15 protein-coding genes are annotated in these 20,792 nt (G+C 56.6%); 6 read left to right on the plus strand and 9 right to left on the minus strand.

Translation table 11 applies throughout. The features are described 5' to 3' along the window. Window positions 1–8 precede the first annotated feature (8 nt). The 3 genes from IF654_RS05955 to rapA all read right to left on the minus strand — a co-directional run bounded on the left by IF654_RS05955 (window position 9) and on the right by rapA (window position 7,716). Complete coding sequence (locus tag IF654_RS05955) at window positions 9–2,192, minus strand: hypothetical protein (protein ID WP_047274102.1); 2,184 nt, start codon at window positions 2,190–2,192, stop codon at window positions 9–11. Between the two features lie 213 nt (window positions 2,193–2,405). After that, window positions 2,406–4,610 (minus strand): putative bifunctional diguanylate cyclase/phosphodiesterase, encoded by a 2,205-nt coding sequence (locus tag IF654_RS05960; protein WP_047282302.1) that lies wholly within the window; start codon window positions 4,608–4,610, stop codon window positions 2,406–2,408. A gap of 259 nt (window positions 4,611–4,869) precedes the next feature. Then, entirely contained in the window at window positions 4,870–7,716 is a 2,847-nt protein-coding gene (gene rapA / locus IF654_RS05965) for an RNA polymerase-associated protein RapA (protein ID WP_047274106.1), read from the minus strand. 172 nt (window positions 7,717–7,888) lie between these two features. Between rapA and IF654_RS05970 the strand changes: the two genes are divergently transcribed. From IF654_RS05970 to ccoM, 3 genes are all read left to right on the plus strand, one after another. Further along, the gene (locus IF654_RS05970; RefSeq protein WP_194862669.1) at window positions 7,889–8,224 is read left to right on the plus strand and encodes an aspartate-semialdehyde dehydrogenase; all 336 of its coding nucleotides are present in this window, start codon (window positions 7,889–7,891) and stop codon (window positions 8,222–8,224) included. A gap of 76 nt (window positions 8,225–8,300) precedes the next feature. Continuing rightward, window positions 8,301–8,462 carry a hypothetical protein gene (locus IF654_RS05975; RefSeq protein WP_094987356.1) on the plus strand — a complete coding sequence of 54 codons (162 nt, stop codon included), beginning with the start codon at window positions 8,301–8,303 and terminating at the stop codon, window positions 8,460–8,462. Between the two features lie 142 nt (window positions 8,463–8,604). Further along, window positions 8,605–8,718: a cytochrome c oxidase subunit CcoM gene (gene ccoM / locus IF654_RS23180; RefSeq protein WP_019411060.1), complete on the plus strand. Its 114-nt coding sequence runs from the start codon at window positions 8,605–8,607 to the stop codon at window positions 8,716–8,718. Window positions 8,719–8,910: 192 nt separating this feature from the next. Here ccoM and IF654_RS05980 read toward each other — a convergent pair whose 3' ends face one another. From IF654_RS05980 to IF654_RS06000, 5 genes are all read right to left on the minus strand, one after another. Continuing rightward, window positions 8,911–10,383, minus strand: a complete 1,473-nt coding sequence (locus IF654_RS05980; protein ID WP_047274111.1) for an inorganic phosphate transporter — start codon at window positions 10,381–10,383, stop codon at window positions 8,911–8,913. A gap of 429 nt (window positions 10,384–10,812) precedes the next feature. Next, a complete protein-coding gene (locus tag IF654_RS05985; RefSeq protein ID WP_047274113.1) occupies window positions 10,813–11,013 on the minus strand; it encodes a hypothetical protein in 201 nt (66 codons plus the stop codon). A gap of 854 nt (window positions 11,014–11,867) precedes the next feature. After that, window positions 11,868–13,319 carry an AdeC/AdeK/OprM family multidrug efflux complex outer membrane factor gene (gene adeC, locus IF654_RS05990; protein ID WP_047274114.1) on the minus strand — a complete coding sequence of 484 codons (1,452 nt, stop codon included), beginning with the start codon at window positions 13,317–13,319 and terminating at the stop codon, window positions 11,868–11,870. After that, on the minus strand, window positions 13,316–16,477 hold the full coding sequence (locus IF654_RS05995; RefSeq protein ID WP_047274116.1) for an efflux RND transporter permease subunit: 3,162 nt from the start codon (window positions 16,475–16,477) through the stop codon (window positions 13,316–13,318). The genes adeC and IF654_RS05995 overlap by 4 nt, the downstream gene beginning before the upstream one ends. Window positions 16,478–16,480: 3 nt before the next feature. After that, window positions 16,481–17,632, minus strand: a complete 1,152-nt coding sequence (locus tag IF654_RS06000; protein ID WP_047274117.1) for an efflux RND transporter periplasmic adaptor subunit — start codon at window positions 17,630–17,632, stop codon at window positions 16,481–16,483. Window positions 17,633–17,899: 267 nt separating this feature from the next. Here IF654_RS06000 and IF654_RS06005 point away from each other — a divergent pair, with 267 nt between their 5' ends. The 3 genes from IF654_RS06005 (at window position 17,900) to IF654_RS06015 (ending at window position 20,282) form a co-directional block, all read left to right on the plus strand. Beyond that, on the plus strand, window positions 17,900–18,571 hold the full coding sequence (locus IF654_RS06005; protein WP_047274312.1) for a TetR family transcriptional regulator: 672 nt from the start codon (window positions 17,900–17,902) through the stop codon (window positions 18,569–18,571). A 380-nt stretch (window positions 18,572–18,951) separates the two neighbouring features. Further along, on the plus strand, window positions 18,952–19,650 hold the full coding sequence (locus IF654_RS06010) for a CoA transferase subunit A (RefSeq protein ID WP_047274119.1): 699 nt from the start codon (window positions 18,952–18,954) through the stop codon (window positions 19,648–19,650). Between the two features lie 2 nt (window positions 19,651–19,652). Then, window positions 19,653–20,282: a CoA transferase subunit B gene (locus tag IF654_RS06015; protein ID WP_047274121.1), complete on the plus strand. Its 630-nt coding sequence runs from the start codon at window positions 19,653–19,655 to the stop codon at window positions 20,280–20,282. A gap of 128 nt (window positions 20,283–20,410) precedes the next feature. On the opposite strand, the gene fdxA is transcribed toward IF654_RS06015, so the two are convergent. After that, the gene (gene fdxA / locus IF654_RS06020; protein WP_094987354.1) at window positions 20,411–20,734 is read right to left on the minus strand and encodes a ferredoxin FdxA; all 324 of its coding nucleotides are present in this window, start codon (window positions 20,732–20,734) and stop codon (window positions 20,411–20,413) included. Window positions 20,735–20,792 lie beyond the last annotated feature (58 nt).

Raw genomic sequence — 20,792 nt, forward strand, 5'->3', positions numbered from 1 at the left:
GCGCGGCTTCAGTACGCGGTTTTACCGGTGTGACTGTTGAGCGAGATGATCCGGGTTTTGCCGATACGGTGGCGATAGATCTCGCGCAGGTATTTGATGGCTTTTTTCACGCAATCGCGTGACAGGCGGATGTCGTTGATAGAGACAAATTTGTCTTTATCGTTGATTAGCTCGCGGTACTTCTTCTCGTACATCGGTTTGATGGCGTACCAGTTGGTGTCGAGGATTTTCGCCGGGTTTTCAAACGCGTTGAGCAGTTCATCGATCCGGCTTTCATCGAAGTGCTCACCCGTGATGAACTCCAGCACCGAATCGTCGAGCGTGTCGTCAAACCGGTAAGGGTTACGGGCAAAGCAGCGTTTGATAAAGGCCACGATCAAGGTCAGAAAATCATCCGACAAACACGGGCTTTTCGCGATCAGGGTCGTCAGCGACAGGTTGGCCGAGGCGCCAATCACCAGCGCATAGCGCTTGAGGGTGGTGTTGGGGAACAGGCTGTTGAGGTGGGTCTTGAGGCGGTTCAAGTCCATGTACGACAGCTTGTAGTCCTTGGGCAGCGACACGATGGACACCACCGATGAGCAGTTCTTGAAGAAGTGCAGGTCATGCAGGGCAGCGGCGTCATACCCCGAGTGCTTGTATTGTTCCAGCGCCGCGCGGTAGCGCTGAGACTCGATGGGCAGCAGGCTGATGCCTTCGATGGCCTGGGTGTCCTTGTTGAAATGCGGCAAATCGATAGAACGGAAGAACAAGTCATCGATGTCCAGTCGAGGCGGCTCTTTTTCGAACACTTTAAATTTGTCTGTGCCCGGTACGGGCTGTTCAGGCACCACCGATTCTGCATAAGCAATGGCCACAGGCCCGGCCAGACTCATGAACAAGTCGTTGGCGTCGAGGCGGATGGTTTCGCCAATGTCGATCCCGGCGCGTCGGAAGTAATTCTGATCGTAGTCTGTGGTGACTGCCTGGGCCGTCAGAATGTTGAAGATCTGTTGCGAGATATATTGGTTGGCGTGCTTTTCCATCGCGTTGACGTCGATGTTCTGAATCGTGCCGTCATCGCTTTGTTCGGCATAGCGCATGATGTCGTTGGAGATCAGCATCATCGCGTTCCAGGGGCGAATGCGCCCCATGACACTGGCTTCGCTGCAGTCTTCATTATCGAAGTTGTATGAGAAGTCCCACTCTTCGGACAGGTACTTACACAGCAAACGACCGGCGTTGATGTGCAACGCCTCGGACATTTCGCTGCGGTGATCCGAGATGTTCGGCAACACGCAAATGCCGCTGGTGAAAATGGGCTCGAAGACAAAGGCGTGGCCGCTTTTACTGTCGTGTTCATCCGCGGGCTTGGTGTCGAACGTTTTGTTCATGTACGAGAACTGTTGAGCCAGGCCGAACTCCGAGGCCATGCCCGAGCCCGTACCGCCCCCAGCGCTGAAGATCGAGAAATACAGACGCGACTGGTTGGCCTTGATGCCGCAGGAGTCGATCAGGTAGGAGTGGATCAGCTTCCAGTCGGGGCTGGAGAAGCGCTGCGCATCTTTATTGAGAATAATCTTGGCCAGGTACTGACCCAAAATAGGCGCATTACCCGCGCCACCTGCGTGAACTTCCGACAAGTCCATGATCTTCATCTTGCTGTAGTCGCGGATGAAGTTACTTTTTTCGCTCTTGCGCGAAAACCGGATGCGCCCGGCGATGTCCTTGTCCAGATCCCCCAGCAGCACCAGCGGCTCGACCAGAAATACGGGTTTGGTCGGCTTGTTGTGTACCAGGCGCAGGTTATTGCGAATCCATTGTCCGGGGCTGTAGCGCTTGTCTTCGTGACGCGGATCGACCGTACTGAATTCGTTGAGGTAGAACGTGCGGGCGTTGTACACCAGTTCGGCGACATCCAGCGCAATGTTGGAACCGCAACGGCCCAGCCCGATGAGGCACACCGAAGGGAATTGCTGTTCGGCGCGGTGCTCGTTGTCGCCCTCGATCAGTTCTGGCTGCGGGAACACGATGTCACGCAAACCGTCGAGGTTATCGAGAATCCGGTCGGTGTTGGTCTCGGTGAAGTACAGGTACTGCTGAGTCGCCAGTGGCTGCTGGCTTGAATAACTGTTCGATGAACGTTGGGGCTCGTTTATTGTTTTTAGAGACACGTCAGAGACCAAGGGTGTCGCATTATTGTTCGACGTCATTGTTTGCCATCTGTCTGGGCTGGACGACTGTTGAGGGACATTCAACAGGCCAATACGAGGGTGGTAATCGCGTATTTACGGGGCGATCAGGCGTTCGCGGCGCTTAATCCTTATTTTGTATAAGGCTTTTAAACGGCGCGGATAGAAAAGAATCGGCCTGAACCGTGGGTTCTTTAATGACTGTTTTCGGTCCGTTACGAGGATGCTGGCAATTTACTGGCTTGAGAGCTGTAAGGGACTGAAATCAAAGCTCGACAAGGGGCTTGTGTTGAGCGCCTGCAGCAAGCTGTGCAGCGCTTCAAAAGGCACGGGATGGCTGAGCAGGTGGCCCTGAATAAAGTCGCAGTTGTACTGGTTGAGGAACGCGAATTGCTGATGGGTTTCTACGCCTTCGGTGACCACTTGCAGGTGCAGGGTGTGGGCCATGACGATGATGGCTTGAACGATCTCCATGTCCTGGCTGGAATTGGGGATGTCTTGAATAAAGGATCGATCAATCTTCAACGTGTTCAGTGGCAGGCGTTTCAAATACGCAAGGGAAGAGTAGCCGGTGCCAAAGTCGTCAATGGACAGGGAAACGCCCAGCGAGCGGATGTGGCGCAACAGGTGGGATGTATTGCTGATATTGCCCATCAAGGCGTTTTCAGTGACTTCCAGCTCCAGACGATTGGCGCTCAGGCCGCTTGAGCGCAGAGCGCTTTCGACTTCGTCGCCCAGTGCTTCGCGCACTAGATTCAGCGCCGAGCAGTTGACGGCAACGCTGATGTCCGTCCAGCCCAGCGCTGTCAGCGCGGCCATGTCATGGCAAGCCTTGCGCAACACCCAGTTATCGAGTTCTGCGATCAGGTCATTGGCTTCTGCAATATGAATAAAACGCTCCGGGCCTAGCAGTCCGTGTTCGGGATGTTGCCAGCGGACTAAGGCTTCAAGTTTGGCAACCTGACCGGTTTTCAGGTCGAAGATCGGTTGATAGTGCAGGAACAGCCCGTGATCGCCGCGCATGGCCGTGCGCAGTTCCTCCTCAATCTGCAATTCAAGCGAGGCGCGGGCTTTCAGGTTTGAACTGAAAAAGTGCAGGCTGTTGCGCCCGGCGTCTTTGGATTGATACAGCGCCAGGTCGGCATGCTTGAGGAGTTCGTCAATCGTGGTGCCATCATCGGGGAACACGCTGATCCCGATGCTGGTGGTCATGACCATGTGGCGGCCCGCCAGCTCGATCGGCTCTTTCATTTTGAGCATGATTCGCTGGGCCATGTTTCGGGCTTCTTCGCGGCTGTTCAGGCTGAACAGAATGCAAAACTCATCGCCGCCAAAACGCGCCACGACGTCTTCATGATGACGGGTTGCGCTTTTGATGTGCGCGGCAATCACCTTGAGAAGCTCATCACCTGCATCATGACCCAGGCTGTCGTTAATGCGTTTGAAGTGGTCAATATCGAGAAACATGACCGCCAGCATGCTGTTGTTGCTGGCGCGCTCAATCAACTTTTCGGCAAACAATTGATTGAAACCACGACGGTTGATCAAGTTGGTCAGCGGATCGTAATGGGCAACTTGTTGCAATGAGGCGCGCGCCTGATCCAGCTGGCTAAGCAGCGCATTGACGCGCCTGAGGTCATGCTCTTTGAGTTGCAACTTTTTGTCGACCAACGCTGCGCTGATACTGCTGCCAATTAACAAGAGGGCGATCAACGCCACCGTCAATGCCAGTTGCCAGTGATTGTTTTCAATGGGTGCATTTAACGCGCCATCTGCCGGGGCATAAGTGTGCAATGCCCACATCCCCACGAAATGAACACTGAGAATGGCCAGACCGGCGACCAAGCTGATGAAGTACTTGAAAAACTGATGCACCAGACCGCTGGCGCTACGCAGCGCACGGGCCAGCAGCAGTGTTGCATAACAGGCTGAAACGGCGATCAGCCACGACAGCACGAACAGCACGGGGTCGTAGTGCTGCAAATGGCTGGAGTGCATGGCAGACATGCCCACGTAATGCATGGTGCAAATGCCTGAGCCGAACACCAGCGCGGCAACTAGAAGGCGGGCGCGTGTTACGTGGGGTTTTACTAAAACCTGCATGGCGATGACGGCAGACAGCAGTGCGATAAACAGCGACCCAACGGTAATGCTTAAGTCGTAATGCACGTTGAGCGGGGATTGGTAAGCGAGCATGCAGATGAAATGCATGGCCCAGATGCCGCCCGCCAACGAACTTGCACCCACCCAGCGCCAGACGGTTTTGGCAGCCGGTTTTTCGGCGTTGCACGCCCGTTCATACATATGCAACGTCGCCAGGCACGCGGCGCAAACGACCAAAAAGGCAAGAAACACCAGGTACGGGTTATGGCTGCTGATGATTAGCAGTTGCCCGTTGGCGGTGCGGTCTCCCATAAACTGCAGGCCCAGCCATTCCATTGCATGCCTCAACACTGAGTGCAGGGTGCTAGTCGTCAGGCGCTAGCTTGTCTGAAGTGTAGAAGGCGGAATGTAGGAATGCGGAATGATGGCAAGATGATGCTTACCATTTTGCTATTAGCAGCGGGTTTTTATACCCAAACTTGCTGGCTATCAGCGATTAGACGCCGGTCGGGTAAGAGCGTTGAGTCTCTTACCCGATCCTTAAGTCACTGACGGGCAGACCGTTGCAGTCTGGCGCAGTGACGAGCGTTTGAGGTTAGCCTGCGACCAGAACGCGAATGGCCTCAAGACGCAGCGCCGCTTTTTCAAGCATGGCCAGGCCCTGTTCACGCTGTTTACGCAATGCCACGAGTTCGCTGTCACGCACGCTCGGGTTGACGGCCTGCAACGCGGTCAGGCGTGCCAGTTCTTCTTCGGTATCAGCGGCCAGACGGCGCTGGGCCTCAGCGACACGTTCAGCATGACGCGGCGCAATTTTGGCTTCACCGGCGTTGATCTTTGGCGTGAGCTGGTCGCGCTGGGCCTGCACGAACTTGTTGGCGCTGGCACGTGGCACGCTTTCGAGTTGTTCATTCAGGGTTTCGAACGACACGCGCGAAGACAGGTCGTTGCCGTTAGCGTCCAGCAGGCAGCGCAGGGCAGCAGGGGGCAGGTAGCGGCCCAATTGCAGGGCGCGCGGGGCAACCACTTCGCTGACGTAAATCAGCTCAAGCAATACCGTGCCCGGCTTGAGTGCCTTGTTTTTGATCAGTGCTACGGCGGTGTTGCCCATCGAACCGGACAACACCAGGTCCATGCCACCTTGCACCATCGGGTGTTCCCAGGTGATGAACTGCATGTCTTCGCGCGACAGTGCCTGATTGCGATCGTAGGTGATGGTCACGCCTTCGTCGTCACCAAGCGGGAAGCTCGCATCCAGCATTTTTTCGCTGGGCCTGAGGATCAGGGCGTTTTCGGAGTGATCCTCGCTGTCGATGCCGAACGCGTTGAACAGGGTTTCCATGTAGATCGGCAAGGCGAATTGATCGTCTTGCTCAAGGATCGCCTCCACCAGCGCTTCGCCTTCGCCTGCGCCGCCTGAGTTCAACTCCAGCAAGCGGTCGCGGCCGGTGTGCAGTTCTTCTTCAAGACGCTCGCGCTCGGTACGGGCTTCGTCGATCAGGGCTTGCCACTGGTCATCGTCAGCGGCTTCGAGCAACGGCAGCAGGCGCGGGCCGAACTGGTGCTGCAACGCGTTGCCGGTCGGGCACGTGTTGAGGAACGCGTTGAGCGCTTCGTTGTACCACTGGAACAGACGCTGTTGCGGGCTGGTTTCAAGGTACGGCACGTGCAGTTCGATCACGTGTTTTTGGCCGATACGGTCGAGACGGCCAATACGCTGTTCCAGCAAATCGGGGTGCGACGGCAGATCGAACAACACCAGGTGATGGGCAAACTGGAAGTTACGGCCTTCACTGCCGATTTCCGAACAGATCAGCACTTGCGCGCCGAATTCTTCGTCAGCGAAGTACGCCGCGGCACGGTCGCGTTCCAGGATGTTCATGCCCTCGTGGAACACCGTGGCCGGGATGCCGGAACGTACGCGCAGGGCGTCTTCCAGGTCCATTGCGGTTTCGGCGTGGGCGCAGATCACCAGCACTTTGGTGCGCTTGAGCATTTTCAGGGTGTCGATCAGCCATTCGACGCGAGGGTCGAAGTTCCACCAGCGTTGTTCTTCGCTGATGTCCGGCTGCGACTGGAAGCTGACTTCGGGGTACAGCTCGGGGTGATCGCCCAGCGGCAATTCCAGGTATTCGTCCGGGCAGGGCAGGGGGTAGGCGTGCAGCTTGCGCTCCGGGAAGCCCTGAACAGCGGCGCGGGTGTTGCGAAACAGCACGCGGCCCGTGCCGTGACGGTCCAGCAGTTCACGCACCAGACGTGCGCTGGCCTCGGCATCACCGGCATTGACTTCAGCCAGCAGGGCATCGCCTTCAGCGCCGAGGAAGCCGTGAATGGTGGCGTGTGCTTGCGGCGACAGGCTGCCTTTGTCCAGCAGCTCCTGCACCGCCTGAGCCACGGGGCGGTAGTTTTCACTTTCGGCCCGGAAGGCCGCCAAGTCGTGGAAGCGGTTGGGGTCGAGCAGGCGCAAACGGGCAAAGTGGCTGTCCTGACCCAACTGCTCCGGGGTCGCGGTCAGCAACAGGACGCCAGGGATGGTTTCGGCCAACTGTTCAACCAGCGCGTACTCGGGGCTGACGTTGTCTTCGTGCCAGACCAGGTGGTGAGCTTCGTCCACCACCAACAGGTCCCAACCGGCGGCGAACAGCGCGTCTTGCGCCTTTTCATCGTCCACCAGCCATTCCAGCGCTACCAGCGCCAGTTGGGTGTCTTCAAACGGGTTGCTGGCATCGCTTTCGATAAAGCGTTCTTCATCAAACAGCGCGACTTCAAGGTTGAAGCGCCGACGCATCTCAACCAGCCACTGGTGCTGCAGGTTCTCGGGAACCACGATCAGCACGCGGCTTGCACGACCGCTCAGCAGCTGACGATGAATCACCAGGCCGGCTTCGATGGTTTTACCCAGGCCCACTTCGTCAGCCAGCAGGACACGTGGCGCAATGCGATCCGCGACTTCACGGGCAATGTGCAATTGGTGGGCGATTGGTTGCGCCCGTACGCCACCCAGGCCCCACAGCGGCGATTGCAACTGGCGGCTGGTGTGCTCAAGGGTGTGATAACGCAGCGAAAACCAGGACAGCGGGTCGATTTGCCCGGCGAACAGACGGTCGCTGGCCAGACGGAACTGAATGAAGTTGGACAGTTGGGTTTCGGGCAGGGTAACGACTTCGTTTTGCTCGTTAAGGCCGTGGTACACCATCAGACCGTCGACATCTTCGACTTCGCGCACGGTCATCTTCCAGCCTTCGAAGTGGATGATGGAATCACCCGGCGAGAAACGTACGCGCGTAAGCGGTGCGTTGCGCAGCGAATATTGACGGGTTTCGCCAGTGGCCGGATAGAGCACGGTCAACAAGCGACCGTCCTGTGCCAGAACGGTGCCTAAACCTAGCTCAGCTTCGCTGTCACTAATCCAGCGTTGCCCCGGTTGATACTGCTGCGCCATGCTGCCTGACTCCCGCTTTGAAAAAGCCGAGTATATTAACGGAACGAGGGCCTGAGACCAAAGGTCTCTGATAAAAACCTGATCGACGTCCTTCAGTCTGCTGCCGGATTTAACGGGCGCCTCAAGTCAATCGGCGTCGGGCCGACAGCCTGAAAACAGGAGAACAATAATTATGCTGCCGCCGATCCTTCCCATCAGTGTGGTGCCCGTCACATCCCAACAGGATCCGGTGCGCCCGCGTCCGGATATTCCGCCCGTGGTGCCAGCGCAAGCCAGCTCGGGTGACAGCACGATCAACTTGAAGAATCAGGACCCCGATCAGGCCTCGCTGTTGTTGTGCGAAGAGCAACGACGCCAGCAGGACAAGCGTCGGCGTGAGTCGCGCGATCAGGCTCAAGAGGTGGTCATCGTGCCGGGTGATGAGTTGAATGAAGACAATACCGTGCCCGTCTCGCCGCTGATCGACGGTGCGCCGCGTCAGGGCCAGTGGGTGGACATCGAGGTCTGAATTTTTTCTGGTCAGCTCGGCTGGCGCGCCGCATTATGGGCCCTTGCCGACACATTGACAGTGATCCGATCCCGTTATGAACCAAGACAGCAAGCTCGTAGACCTGGGCGCCGAACGTGCCAAACGCGTGCATGACCTCAACGAAAAGCGCCTTAATGAAGTACGCCAGGCGTTTGAGCAGGCCATGCCCCTGACCAGTCCCAAGAAAAAGCCAAAGAAAAAGCCTAAAAAACGCTGAACTGCGGCGTTTTTCCTGATCTGCGTCAACTATTCCCCCTAACGTCCTCGAAGCGGTGGTCACTATTGATCCCGGTCAAGTTCCTCCCCTGCGCGTCTGGTTATTCTGGCTTCACACAAACAAACACGCGCAGGAGGCCGTCATGTTTCTCGATAATGTGGTTATCGCTGGAGTACTTACCGTCGGCCTCATGGTCCTGTTTTTCGCGGGTTTGGGCATTTTTATCTGGAAAGACTCCCAGAAGCGCAATAAGTAGCGCCGGGTCTTTTCGGTACACGAGCACGCAAGGCATTTTGGGCGACTTCGGTCGCCTATTTTTTTGCGTGTGTGTTTTGTGCAGGGGCGTGTCGTGGTTGCCAGGCCATGCCTGCAAGTGTCCGTTGAGTGCCTGCGTCAGGCAAAAAAAAGGTACGCCCCTGGGGCGTACCTTTTTTAGTGCATTTGTTGCTTAGGCGAGCGCTTTGGACGCCAGCCAGAACAACGCAGCAGAGAGTGCAATCGTTGCGGGTAACGTCAGCACCCATGCCATCAGAATCGTCTTGATGGTGTTGCCTTGCAGGCCACTTTTGTTCGCAACCATCGTGCCCGCGACACCCGACGACAGAATGTGAGTCGTGGATACCGGCAAGGCGAAGATGTTGGCCAGGCCAATGGCAAAGGTGGTGGTGATCTGTGCCGCCATGCCCTGTGCGTAGGTCATGCCTTGTTTGCCGATCTTCTCGCCGATGGTCTTGACCACGCGTTTCCAGCCAACCATGGTGCCCAGGCCCAAGGCCAGGGCTACCGCCAGAATCACCCAGAACGGCGCGTATTCAGTGGTGGCGGTCAGGTCTTTGCGCAGTTTTTCGAGGTCCGCTTTCTCGCGTGGCTCAAGCACTGGCAATTTGCTGACTTTCTTCGCGGTGTCATCCAGGCAAAGCAGGTAACGACGGATCTCGATACGCTTCTCGGCCGACAGCGACTGATAGTTCTCGACACCTTTCAACGAACTGAGCAAGGCCGCGATGGTCGGCTCGGTTTGTTGCGGGTTGCAGCGGAACTCGCCGGGCAAGTCGTCTTTCACGCTTTTACCCAGCGCCAGGAACTCGCTGAGGCTCGCGTTATTGCGTTGATAGAACTGACTCAAGTGCAGGGTCGCGTCGCGTGTGCGTTCGATCTGATACGTCGTGCTGTTGAGGTCCAGTACGAAGGCGCTTGGCACGATACCGATCAACACCAGCATGATCAGGCCGATACCTTTCTGGCCATCGTTGGAGCCGTGCACGAAGCTCACGGTCATGGCCGAGATCACCAGTACCAGACGGTTCCAGAACGGTGGATGCTTCTTGTCATCCAGCTTGCGGCGTTGCTCGGGCGTCTTGTGCATCTTGGAGTTCGGACGCCACCACTTAAGGCCCACCAGCAGTAAACCGGCGACAACAAAGCCTGCCAGCGGCGAGAACACCAGCGAAGCACCAATGTCGATTGCCTTCTGCCAGTTCACGCCATCGCTCACCGGGATACCGGTGATCAATGCGTTGGCCAGGCCTACACCCAGGATCGAACCGATCAAGGTGTGGGAGCTGGAGGCCGGGATGCCGAAGTACCAAGTACCCAAATTCCAGGTGATGGCCGCTGCAAGCAGTGAGAACACCATGGCCAGGCCATGTCCGGTATTCACATTGACCAGCAGTTCGACCGGTAGCAAATGGACAATGGCGTATGCCACACCCACACCACCCAGCAAAACGCCGAGAAAATTGAACACACCGGAAAAGAACACCGCCAGGTGAGGCGGCATGGCTTTGGTGTAGATGACAGTCGCTACCGCATTCGCGGTGTCATGAAAGCCGTTGATGAACTCAAACGCGAGAACAAAGGCTAGGGCGAAGAAGAGGCTGACAAGAACCCAGGCATCCAATCCGCTTAATAGATCGATCATGAAGGTTTTCTGACACGGTCATAAAGGGGGCCGGATTATGCCAGAAAACCTTGGTAATCGATGCACTAGCTGCCCGTTGGTAACATCTGTAAATGAAAAAGCCTGTCAGACCGGTCAGCTTCAATGGGTCGGAAAACGCTTCCAAGCCGCTGATAACAAAGGCTCTACGCTGTTTGGCAGGCAAGTGTTGGCCCTTGGCGCAGGTCTGAATGAGGTGTATGAAATTTCTTTTTTGCGGTGTTTAGCCGCAGCCCGTTCTTGTCAGAGACCTGAAAACCCCAGGCGAGTGCTACTGAGTGGCTTCAGTTGCACGATCCGGCTTGCATTGCGCACCTTGAACACAGTCGTTCGTACAGGATGATGGGTGCACACGCCTTTGGCGGGTTCACCCTACAGGCCGGTTTCGGCAGGGCGCAGACGAAGCCCCTGTCAGGGGGCCTCGGGTTTTAACTCTTTTTCAATTTTCTGGATTTCTTGTGTGAAGGCCTGGTCAAGCAGGCTGGCGCGCTTGCGCCATGGCTTACGCTCGGGCTCGGGTTGAGCTGCGTAAGTCGTCACTTCACCACCGTAAACGTCCTTGTAACGTTGCTCCTGACGCTCAAGTTCAGCGCGCAGTTCGTCTTTCGTCACAGTGTTACCTAATTAAGTAGAGTTTGAATCGGTTAATGCGTATTGGCCGTGTACGTCGCTCATAAATAAGCCGGCTATTAAACCGCCATGTCCCACGCACCGGGACGCTTTAACTGTCCTGTTAAAGTTTGCGACTTCACCCTTTTTAAAAGCCACGCAACAATCAATCGCTCGGTGACCGTCCTGGCGCTGAATGGGCCAAGAAGAGGCGGTTGAGAGAGTGGCACTTTAGCCCGCGTGTAGACTGTTCTGTGCTGCGTCTGAACAGTGGCTGCTACTATCGCCGATGCTGTTCGGGCACGTCAACTTCCATGAGTGACAAAACAGCAGGTTATCGGACGAAAGAAACAAACGTATTGAATGATTAATCAATGAGCGTCTTTCAGGAGCAAATAACTTCTGAGGAGGGGGTGTTCTTGGATAAGTGAAGTGTGGATATAGAACGCGCGTTCTATATCCACACGGTACGGGTTGCACGTGCGCAAAGAGCGATGGGTGAAATCACCCTGCGTGTTCAGTCAGGTAGTTAAATGGCCTGGCAACTGAGGCGGATCAATCTTTCAGGGCCGCTTATACAGTGCTGAACCGCAGCGGCGACTATCAAGTTTGCATATCCTACGGTTGCCATAAGGGCTAAGCATCGTTGCGCAAAGCAGCATGTTGGGTCGGGATCTGATATCCACTAATAAGGCAGTCAGGACTTTAAGCCATGTATTTCATTTTTACGCCCACTGGTGTGATCAACGGCCAAGGCACGTCAGGGGAGAAAATGCTCAGCGCGTTTAGGTAAATTCACCGCCCTTGAACACACAAACCCGCCAAAAGGCGGGTTTGTGTGTTTAGCAGTTTCTCTATCAGGCCTTAGGCGGCTCGGACGAAATCGGGCGGTTTTGCCCGGTCTGTTCGTACCAGCCACCCCCCAGCGCCTTGTACAGATTGACTTCACTGGTCAGCTGCGAAAGGCGGTCACTGATCAACGATTGTTGCGCGCTGAACAGGGAGCGTTGTGCATCAAGGAACGTCAGGTTGCTGTCGACACCAATCCGATAACGACGCTCGGCTAACCGGTAGTAATCCTGGTTGGCGTTAACGAAGTCCGTCTGGGCTTGCAACTGTTGATTGTAGGTCTGGCGCGCTGCCAGACCGTCAGATACTTCCTGGAATGCTGTCTGGATCGCCTTCTCATACTGCGAGACGGTGATGTCCTTCTGGATTTTCGAGTAGTCCAGGCTGGCGCGCAAAGCCCCTGCGTTAAAGATGGGCAGGTTGATTTGCGGCGAGAAGAGCCAAGTGCCCGAGCCTCCCTTGAACAGCCCCGACAGGTCCGGGCTCAAGGTCCCGGCATTGGCGGTGAGGCTGATGCTCGGGAAGAACGCGGCACGTGCGGCGCCGATATTGGCATTGGCGGCCAGCAACTTATGCTCGGCTTCCAGAATGTCAGGACGGCGTTGCAACAAATCTGAAGGCAGGCCTGCTGGTACTTCTGTCAGCAGATCAGCGGCGAGCGGTTTACTCGCGGGCAGGTTCTGCGGAAGGGTCGTGCCGAGCAGCAAGGCCAGGCTGTTCTGATCCTGAGCCACCTGACGCGTGTAGCGCGCCAGTTGAACCTTGGCGTTTTCCACCGAGGTCCGCGCCTGGCTGACTTCCAGTGCCGAAGCAACGCCCACTTCATTGCTGCGCAAGGTGAGCTTGTAGCTCTCGTCGAACGCCTTGAGCGTGTCTTCAGTCAGCTTGAGCAGCTCTTTGTCGGCTTGCCAGGTCAAGTAAGCATTGGCGACGCTGGCAACCAGACTGATCTGAGTGGTGCGTCGGGCTTCTTCAGTCGCAAAGTAGTTCTGCAAGGCCTGATCGCTCAGGCTGCGAACGCGACCGAACAGATCCAGCTCGTACGCGCTGACCCCGAGGGTCGCCGAATATTGGCTGGTGATGCCTGACTCGCCGGTTTGCGACAGGCGTGCTGGCATCCGTTGACGGCTGCCGCTGGCATTGGCCGTCACCGCCGGGAACAGATCGGCACGTTGAATACGGTACTGAGCGGCATACGCATCAATGTTCAGGGCCGCGACCCGTAGGTCGCGGTTGTTCACCAGAGCTGTCTGAATCAACTGTTGCAGGGCCGGGTCGCGGAAGAACTCACGCCAGCCTTGTTCTGCCGCCGCTTGAGCTGGCGCTTCGTTAGGCTTGTAGGCCGGGCCTTGCGGGTACTGCGCTGCTACCGGCGCTTCAGGGCGCTGGTAGTCAGGGATCAGCGAGCAACCGCCCAGCGTAAACGCTGCTACGGCGACTGCGAGAAGCGACTTGCTCATTGGCCAGCCTCTTGATTTGGAGTTTTAGTCAGGTCCACTTTCTTTTCCGAGTCCTTGTCTTTGCCGCTGCCGAAGGACGACACCGCGACGAAGAACAGCGGCACCCAGAACACGGCCAGAACAGTTGCAGTGATCATACCGCCGATCACACCTGTACCAATGGCGTGCTGGCTACCCGAACCTGCGCCCGAAGAAATGGCCAGCGGGATAACGCCCAGTACGAACGCCAGCGAGGTCATGATGATCGGGCGAAGACGCATGCGGCAGGCCTCAATGGCGGCTTCGGTCAAGGTTCGCCCTTGTTCGTGCAGCTCTTTGGCGAACTCGACGATCAGAATGGCGTTTTTCGAGGCCAGACCGATGGTCGTCAGCAAGCCCACCTGGAAGTACACGTCGTTGGACAACCCGCGCAGGCTGGTGGCCAGCAGTGCACCGATAATCCCCAGAGGGACCACCAGCATGACCGCAATCGGAATCGACCAGCTTTCATACAGTGCCGCGAGACACAGGAACACCATCAACAAGGAAATCGCATACAGCGCAGGTGCTTGAGAACCTGACAGACGTTCCTCGTAGGACAGGCCGGTCCAGGAAATACCGACGCCTGCCGGCAGCTTCTTGGCCAGTGCTTCGACTTCAGCCATGGCTTCACCACTGCTGTAGCCGGGTGCCGGGGCGCCCAGGATTTCCATGGCTTCTACGCCGTTGTAACGCGACAGCTTCGGCGCACCGTAAATCCACTTGCCCTTGGCAAATGCAGAGAACGGCACCATGGTTCCTTCAGCGTTGCGCACATACCATTTTTTCAGGTCTTCGGGGTTCATCCGCGAGTCAGCTTCGCCTTGCAGATAGACCTTTTTCACACGACCACGGTCGATGAAGTCGTTGACATAGCTGGCACCCAGACCGATGGACAGGGTGTTGTTAATGTCGCTCAGACCTACGCCAAGGGCGCGGGCTGCTTCGTCATCGATTTCCAACTGGTACTGAGGTTCATCGTTCAGGCCGTTAGGACGCACGCCTGCCAGGATTTTGCTCTGCGATGCCATGCCCAGGAACTGGTTACGGGCTTGCATCAACTTTTCGTGGCCAATACCGGCACGGTCTTGCAGGTACACGTCAAAGCCAGTGGCGTTACCCAGCTCCATTACGGCCGGCGGAGCAAAGGCAAACACCATGGCGTCACGGAAGGTGGAGAAGTGCGCTTGAGCACGTGCCGCCAGCGCAAATACGCTGTTATCGGCATCACGGTCGGCCCACGGTTTGAGCATGATGAACGCCAGGCCTGAGCTTTGGCCGCGACCGGCGAAGTTAAAGCCGTTAACGGTAAAGACCGAGGACACCGCCGCCGACTCGTCCGTCAGCAAGTATTCACGCATACGGTCAATTACGACCTGGGTGCGCTCTGCAGTTGTACCCGCCGGGGTTTGTACCTGAGCGAAGAGAACGCCTTGGTCTTCTTCCGGCAGGAACGAGGTCGGGATGCGGGTGAACAGGAACACCATGCCGACAACGATCAAGACATAGGCCAGCAAGTACGGTGCTTTGTGGCGCAGGATGCTGCCGACACCTTTCTCGTAGCGTTTTACACCGCTGTCGAATGTGCGGTTGAACCAGCCGAAGAAGCCGCGCTTGTTCTCACCATGATCGCCTTTCTTGACCGGCTTAAGCATGGTGGCGCACAGGGCCGGGGTGAAGATCAGGGCAACCAGTACCGAAAGCGCCATCGCCGAAACAATGGTGATCGAGAACTGCTTGTAGATCACACCGGTCGAGCCGCTGAAGAACGCCATGGGCAGCAGTACGGCTGACAGAACCAGGGCAATACCGACCAGCGCTCCCTGGATTTGCTCCATGGATTTCTTGGTGGCTTCTTTGGGGGGCAGGCCTTCTTCACTCATGACCCGTTCGACGTTTTCCACCACTACGATGGCGTCGTCCACCAGCAAGCCGATGGCCAGTACCATACCGAACATGGTCAAGGTGTTGATACTGAAGCCGGCCGCCGCCAGGATCCCGAAAGTACCGAGCAATACCACTGGCACGGTCATCGTCGTGATGATGGTAGCGCGGAAGTTCTGCAGGAACAGGAACATCACCAGGAACACCAGCGCAACCGCTTCGACCAGGGTTTCAACCACCCCTTTGATCGAGGCCGATACCACGGGCGTGGTGTCGTACGGGTAAACCACTTTCATACCAGGCGGGAAAAACGGGGCCAGGTCGTCGATGGTTTTATGCAGCGCCTTGGCGGTGTCCAGTGCGTTGGCACCGGTCGCCAGCTTGATTGCAAGGCCCGAGGACGGCTTGCCGTTGTACTGCGCGCTGATGCTGTAGTTTTCACCGCCCAGGGCGACTTCCGCGACATCATGCAAGCGTACTTGCGAGCCGTCGGTGTTGACCTTGAGCAGGATCTTTTTGAACTCTTCGGCAGTTTGCAGGCGCGTCTTGCCGATGATGGTGGCGTTCAGTTCCTGGCCTTTGACCGCTGGCAGGCCGCCCAGTTGCCCGGAAGACACCTGTACGTTCTGCGAGGAAATGGCGGATTTAACGTCAATCGGGGTCAGGTTGTACTTGTTCAGCTTGGCTGGGTCGAGCCAGATGCGCATGGCGTACTGGGCACCAAACACCTGGAAGTCACCCACACCTTCGGTACGGGAGATCGGGTCTTGCATGTTGGAGACGATGTAGTTGGACAAGTCATCCTTGTTCATGCTGCCGTCTTCAGACACCACGCCGATAACCATGAGGAAGTTTTTCACTGCCTTGGTCACACGGATACCTTGCTGCTGAACCTCTTGGGGCAGCAGTGGGGTGGCCAGGTTGAGCTTGTTCTGCACCTGCACCTGGGCGGTGTCCGGGTCAGTCCCTTGCTCAAAGGTCGCGGTGATGGTCATGCTGCCGTCGGAGTTACTTTCAGACGACACATAACGCAAGTGGTCAATACCGTTGAGCTGTTGCTCGATCACCTGAACCACGGTGTCCTGTACGGTTTGTGCCGAAGCACCCGGATAGGTCACGGAGATCGAGATGGCCGGAGGCGCGATGCTCGGGTACTGGTTGATTGGCAGTTTCAAGATCGAAAGTGCCCCGACCAGCATGATCACAAGGGCGATTACCCAAGCGAAAATCGGACGGTCGATAAAAAATTTCGACATGGTTTATTCCCCTTTACTGCCTGCAGCTTTTTCTGTTGCCGGGGCAGATGCCGGGGTTGCGCCTTGTGGTTTTTCCATGATTTTGACTTCAACGCCAGGCTTGATGAATTGCAGGCCGTCAGTAATCAGGCGGTCGCCCGGGTTCAGGCCTTTCTCGACCAGCCAGTCGCTGCCCACGGTGCGCGATGCTTCAAGCACACGCAGCTCAACCTTGTTGTCCGGGCCGACAATCAATGCTGTCGGTTGACCTTTGAGGTTGTGGGTCACGCCCACTTGAGGCGCGAGGATTGCATTGCTGTCGATACCGGCTTCCAGTTGCGCGTGCACAAACATGCCGGGCAAGAGGATTTCATCAGGGTTGGGGAATACGGCGCGCAAGGTCACCGAACCGGTGGTTTCGTCGACCGAGACTTCGCTGAATTCAAGGCGGCCTTCCTGACCATACTCACTGCCATCGGGCAGTGTCAGCTTGACCTTGGCGGCATTTTCGCCAGCTTTCTTCAAACGGCCATCGGCGAGGTCTTTGCGCAGCTCCAGCATTTCAACCGACGACTGGGTCACGTCCACGTAGATGGGGTCCAGTTGCGTGATCACTGCCAGTGCATTGGCCTGGCCGCTGGTGACCAGCGCGCCTTCGGTGTACAGCGAACGACCGATGCGGCCGGTCAGAGGTGCCAATACCTTGGTGTAACGCAAGTTGACCTGAGCCGTGTTCAGCGTGGCTTCAGCTTCAAGGCGCGCGGCTTCGGCGTTGTCGTATTCCTGGCGGCTTACGGCTTGTTCTGCGACCAATTGCTTGTAGCGGTCAGCCAGTGATTTGGCCGACTGTAAGGTCGCGCGTGCGCTCAAAACGGCACTTTCATAGATGGCCGGATCAATTTGATACAGCTGCTGACCGACTTTGACGTCAGAGCCTTCTTTGAACAGGCGCTTAAGAATAATCCCGTTCACTTGTGGGCGAACCTCGGCAGAACGGTAGGACGTTGTTCTGCCTGGAAGATCGGTCGTCAAGGTAAAGGGCTGGGCTTTCAGCGTGACAACACCGACCTGAGGGATTTGGGGGGCAGGTGCCGCTTCTTCCTTTTTGCATCCGCTGAGCAGCGATGCCAGGGCGACGGCGGCAACCAGAGCGGTAACAGCTGGCTTGAATTGCATGAAGATCCTCGGGTCAGGCACGCGAAAGCGCACAAGAATAGTGGAAGGGTAAAGAAAGCTGTTCCGGGTGGATAAGTAGCTTGCTAAGGAATATACTTACATTCGTGTCTGTTTGTAAATAGCAGGGCTGTGTCGTTAAAGGCATGCCGCAACCCTTTTCAATGCGTGAGCTGTAGGCCGGGATAAGGCACAACAAACGCCACCCGATATAGGTCTGGAAGGCTTTTCAGAGTCGTCTTGACCACCCTGATTGAGGTTTTTATTGCCATGGTGCGTCGTACCAAAGAAGAAGCTCAGGAAACCCGCAGTGCGATCCTCGAAGCGGCCGAAAGGGCTTTCTATGAGCGAGGTGTTGCGCGCACGACGCTGGGGGATATCGCCACGCTGGCCGGGGTAACCCGAGGCGCGATCTATTGGCATTTCAGCAACAAGGCTGACGTGGTGCAGGCCATGCTGGACAGTCTGCATGAGCCTTTGGATGCGCTCGCTCAAGCGTGTGAGAGCCAAGACGAAATCGACCCCCTGGGTTGCATGCGTAAGCTGCTGATCCATTTGTTTCACCAAGTGGCAATTGATCCAAAAACTCGGCGAATCAATGAGATTTTGTTTCATAAATGCGAATTCACTGACGAAATGTGCGATTTGCGACGTCAGCGCCAGGTGGCGATGATCGATTGCAACACCCGGATCGAGCTCACCTTGAGCAATGCGATTCATCGGCACCAACTCCCCGAAACCCTTGACGTACGCCGTGCAGCCATCTGTTTTCACGCCTATATCGACGGTCTTCTCGGGCAATGGCTGCTGGTTCCCGACAGTTTTGAACTTCATAAAGAAGCGGAGTCCTGGGTCGACGTGGGCCTGGATATGCTGCGCTTGACCCCGAGCCTGCGAACATCAGACAAAACTGAATCAGAGTCTAGTTCTCTACAGCCATAAGGCGAGAGAAGATTTTGTCTGTAGGACGTTTACTACCACGGCGGTCTTTATATACGTCTAGGCCGCGGGTTTAAAGTTAGCGAGCTAAGTATTTTGTAGGGCAATTGTTACGAGTTTGTTAAAGATCGTATCCGTGGCCCGGTTTACCCGTCAAAGCGTTGCGCAAACGCGACACACTCTGCATTTATTTCTGCGCCATCCACACTCATGGCTAGAGTTCCTTCGCCGCCTTCCCCTACACTCGGGCAACGCTCTGGCCTGAGGCTGGGGCAGCCAAGATCGGGGGATGGGCGACAGCCGTTTTCTTAGGTGCCCGTCCTCGACTAAAGCAAGCAGGCCACAGGTGCCAGGCGCACCGTGGCCAATTCGAGGAATAACAAGTGAATAAGATTTACTCGAGTGCTGAATCCGCCTTGCAAGGGCTCGTCGAAGACGGGATGACCCTGGCCGTGGGCGGTTTTGGATTGTGCGGGATTCCAGAAGCCCTGATCGCTGCCTTGCGCGACAGTGGCAAGCGCGAGTTGACCGTGATCAGCAACAACGCCGGTGTAGACGGGTTTGGCCTGGGTCAACTGCTGACCACGCGGCAAATTCGTAAAATGATTTCTTCCTACGTGGGTGAGAACAAAGAGTTCGAACGTCAGTACCTGGCCGGTGAGCTGGAGCTTGAGTTCACCCCACAAGGGACGCTGGCTGAGAAGCTGCGCGCGGGTGGCGCTGGTATTCCGGCGTTCTACACCAAGACCGGTTACGGAACTCTGGTTGCCGAAGGCAAAGAAACCCGCGAATTCGATGGCGAGTGGTACGTCATGGAACGCTCACTGCGTGCCGACGTCGCACTGGTTAAAGCCTGGAAAGCCGATAAATCAGGCAACCTGCTGTTCAATAAAACAGCGCGCAACTTCAACCCGTTGGCCGCGATGGCCGCGAAAGTGTGTGTGGTCGAGGTGGAAGAAATCGTTGAAATTGGCGAGATCGAACCTGATCAGGTTCATTTGCCCGGGATCTACGTACAGCGGCTGATCCTCAACGCCACCCCGGAAAAACGCATCGAACAACGCACTGTGCGGAGCGCCTGAGCATGGCCTGGACTCGTGAAGAAATGGCGCACCGCGCCGCCCAAGAACTGCAGGATGGTTTTTACGTCAACCTGGGCATTGGTTTGCCGACGCTGGTGGCCAACTACATCCCGCAAGGCATGGACGTCTGGCTGCAAAGTGAGAATGGTCTGTTGGGGATTGGTCCGTTTCCCACTGAAGAAGAAGTCGATGCTGACTTGATCAATGCGGGTAAGCAGACCATCACCACCTTGCCCGGGAGCAGCTTCTTTAATAGCGCGGACTCTTTCGCGATGATTCGCGGCGGGCACATCAACCTGTCGATCCTGGGCGCGATGCAAGTCTCCGAGAAGGGGGACCTGGCGAACTGGATGATTCCCGGCAAGATGGTTAAAGGCATGGGCGGGGCCATGGATTTGGTGGCCGGAGTCAAACGCGTGGTGGTATTGATGGAGCACACCGCCAAAGGTGGCGCCCACAAACTGCTCAAGCAATGCGATCTGCCGCTCACTGGCGTGGGTGTGGTGGATCGCATCATCACCGATTTGGGGGTGCTGGATGTCACCGAACAAGGGCTCAAGCTGGTAGAGCTGGCGTCCGGTGTTACCCGTGAACAATTGCAAGAAGCCACGGGGTGCGACATCGCAGGCTAATCAGCGCTAAGCCCGGCCTGCTTTGCTGTGGCGGGAGAGGCGTGCGGCCCGGATGAGGATTAAAGCGCACCGTCAAAACGTAAAAAGCCCCGGCTCGCAAGAGACGGGGCTTTTTAGTGCTGCGTGAATCAGCGCTCCAGGTGTTCGATCTTGCCTGTTTTGCCATCCCACTCTTCCGCGTCCGGCAGAGGGTCTTTGCGTTCAGTGATGTTCGGCCAGATTTCAGCCAGCTCCACATTCAACTGAATGAAATTCTCCATACCCGCTGGCACTTCATCCTCGGAGAAGATGGCTTGCGCCGGGCATTCAGGCTCACAAAGCGCGCAATCAATGCACTCGTCCGGGTGAATCACCAGGAAGTTCGGGCCTTCGTAAAAGCAGTCCACCGGACAGACTTCTACGCAGTCGGTGTACTTGCACTTGATGCAGTTGTCGGTGACGACGAAGGTCATTTCTAATTTTCTCCTCAGGCGGCGGCAGCGAAGCCCTTCCAGGTCGGGCTCGCCAGGC

Origin of the sequence: Pseudomonas lundensis (assembly GCF_015377145.2) — a bacterium.
In the GTDB taxonomy this organism is placed as follows: Bacteria; Pseudomonadota; Gammaproteobacteria; order Pseudomonadales; family Pseudomonadaceae; genus Aquipseudomonas; species Aquipseudomonas lundensis.

Bases quoted from the DNA above. Each gene is read 5' to 3' on its own strand.
- IF654_RS05955 (WP_047274102.1), bottom strand. From the start codon at position 2,192: ATGACGTCGAACAATAATGCGACACCCTTGGTCTCTGACGTGTCTCTA.
- IF654_RS05960 (WP_047282302.1), bottom strand. From the start codon at position 4,610: ATGGAATGGCTGGGCCTGCAGTTTATGGGAGACCGCACCGCCAACGGG.
- rapA (WP_047274106.1), bottom strand. From the start codon at position 7,716: ATGGCGCAGCAGTATCAACCGGGGCAACGCTGGATTAGTGACAGCGAA.
- IF654_RS05970 (WP_194862669.1), top strand. From the start codon at position 7,889: ATGCTGCCGCCGATCCTTCCCATCAGTGTGGTGCCCGTCACATCCCAA.
- IF654_RS05975 (WP_094987356.1), top strand. From the start codon at position 8,301: ATGAACCAAGACAGCAAGCTCGTAGACCTGGGCGCCGAACGTGCCAAA.
- ccoM (WP_019411060.1), top strand. From the start codon at position 8,605: ATGTTTCTCGATAATGTGGTTATCGCTGGAGTACTTACCGTCGGCCTC.
- IF654_RS05980 (WP_047274111.1), bottom strand. From the start codon at position 10,383: ATGATCGATCTATTAAGCGGATTGGATGCCTGGGTTCTTGTCAGCCTC.
- adeC (WP_047274114.1), bottom strand. From the start codon at position 13,319: ATGAGCAAGTCGCTTCTCGCAGTCGCCGTAGCAGCGTTTACGCTGGGC.
- IF654_RS05995 (WP_047274116.1), bottom strand. From the start codon at position 16,477: ATGTCGAAATTTTTTATCGACCGTCCGATTTTCGCTTGGGTAATCGCC.
- IF654_RS06000 (WP_047274117.1), bottom strand. From the start codon at position 17,632: ATGCAATTCAAGCCAGCTGTTACCGCTCTGGTTGCCGCCGTCGCCCTG.
- IF654_RS06005 (WP_047274312.1), top strand. From the start codon at position 17,900: ATGGTGCGTCGTACCAAAGAAGAAGCTCAGGAAACCCGCAGTGCGATC.
- IF654_RS06015 (WP_047274121.1), top strand. From the start codon at position 19,653: ATGGCCTGGACTCGTGAAGAAATGGCGCACCGCGCCGCCCAAGAACTG.
- fdxA (WP_094987354.1), bottom strand. From the start codon at position 20,734: ATGACCTTCGTCGTCACCGACAACTGCATCAAGTGCAAGTACACCGAC.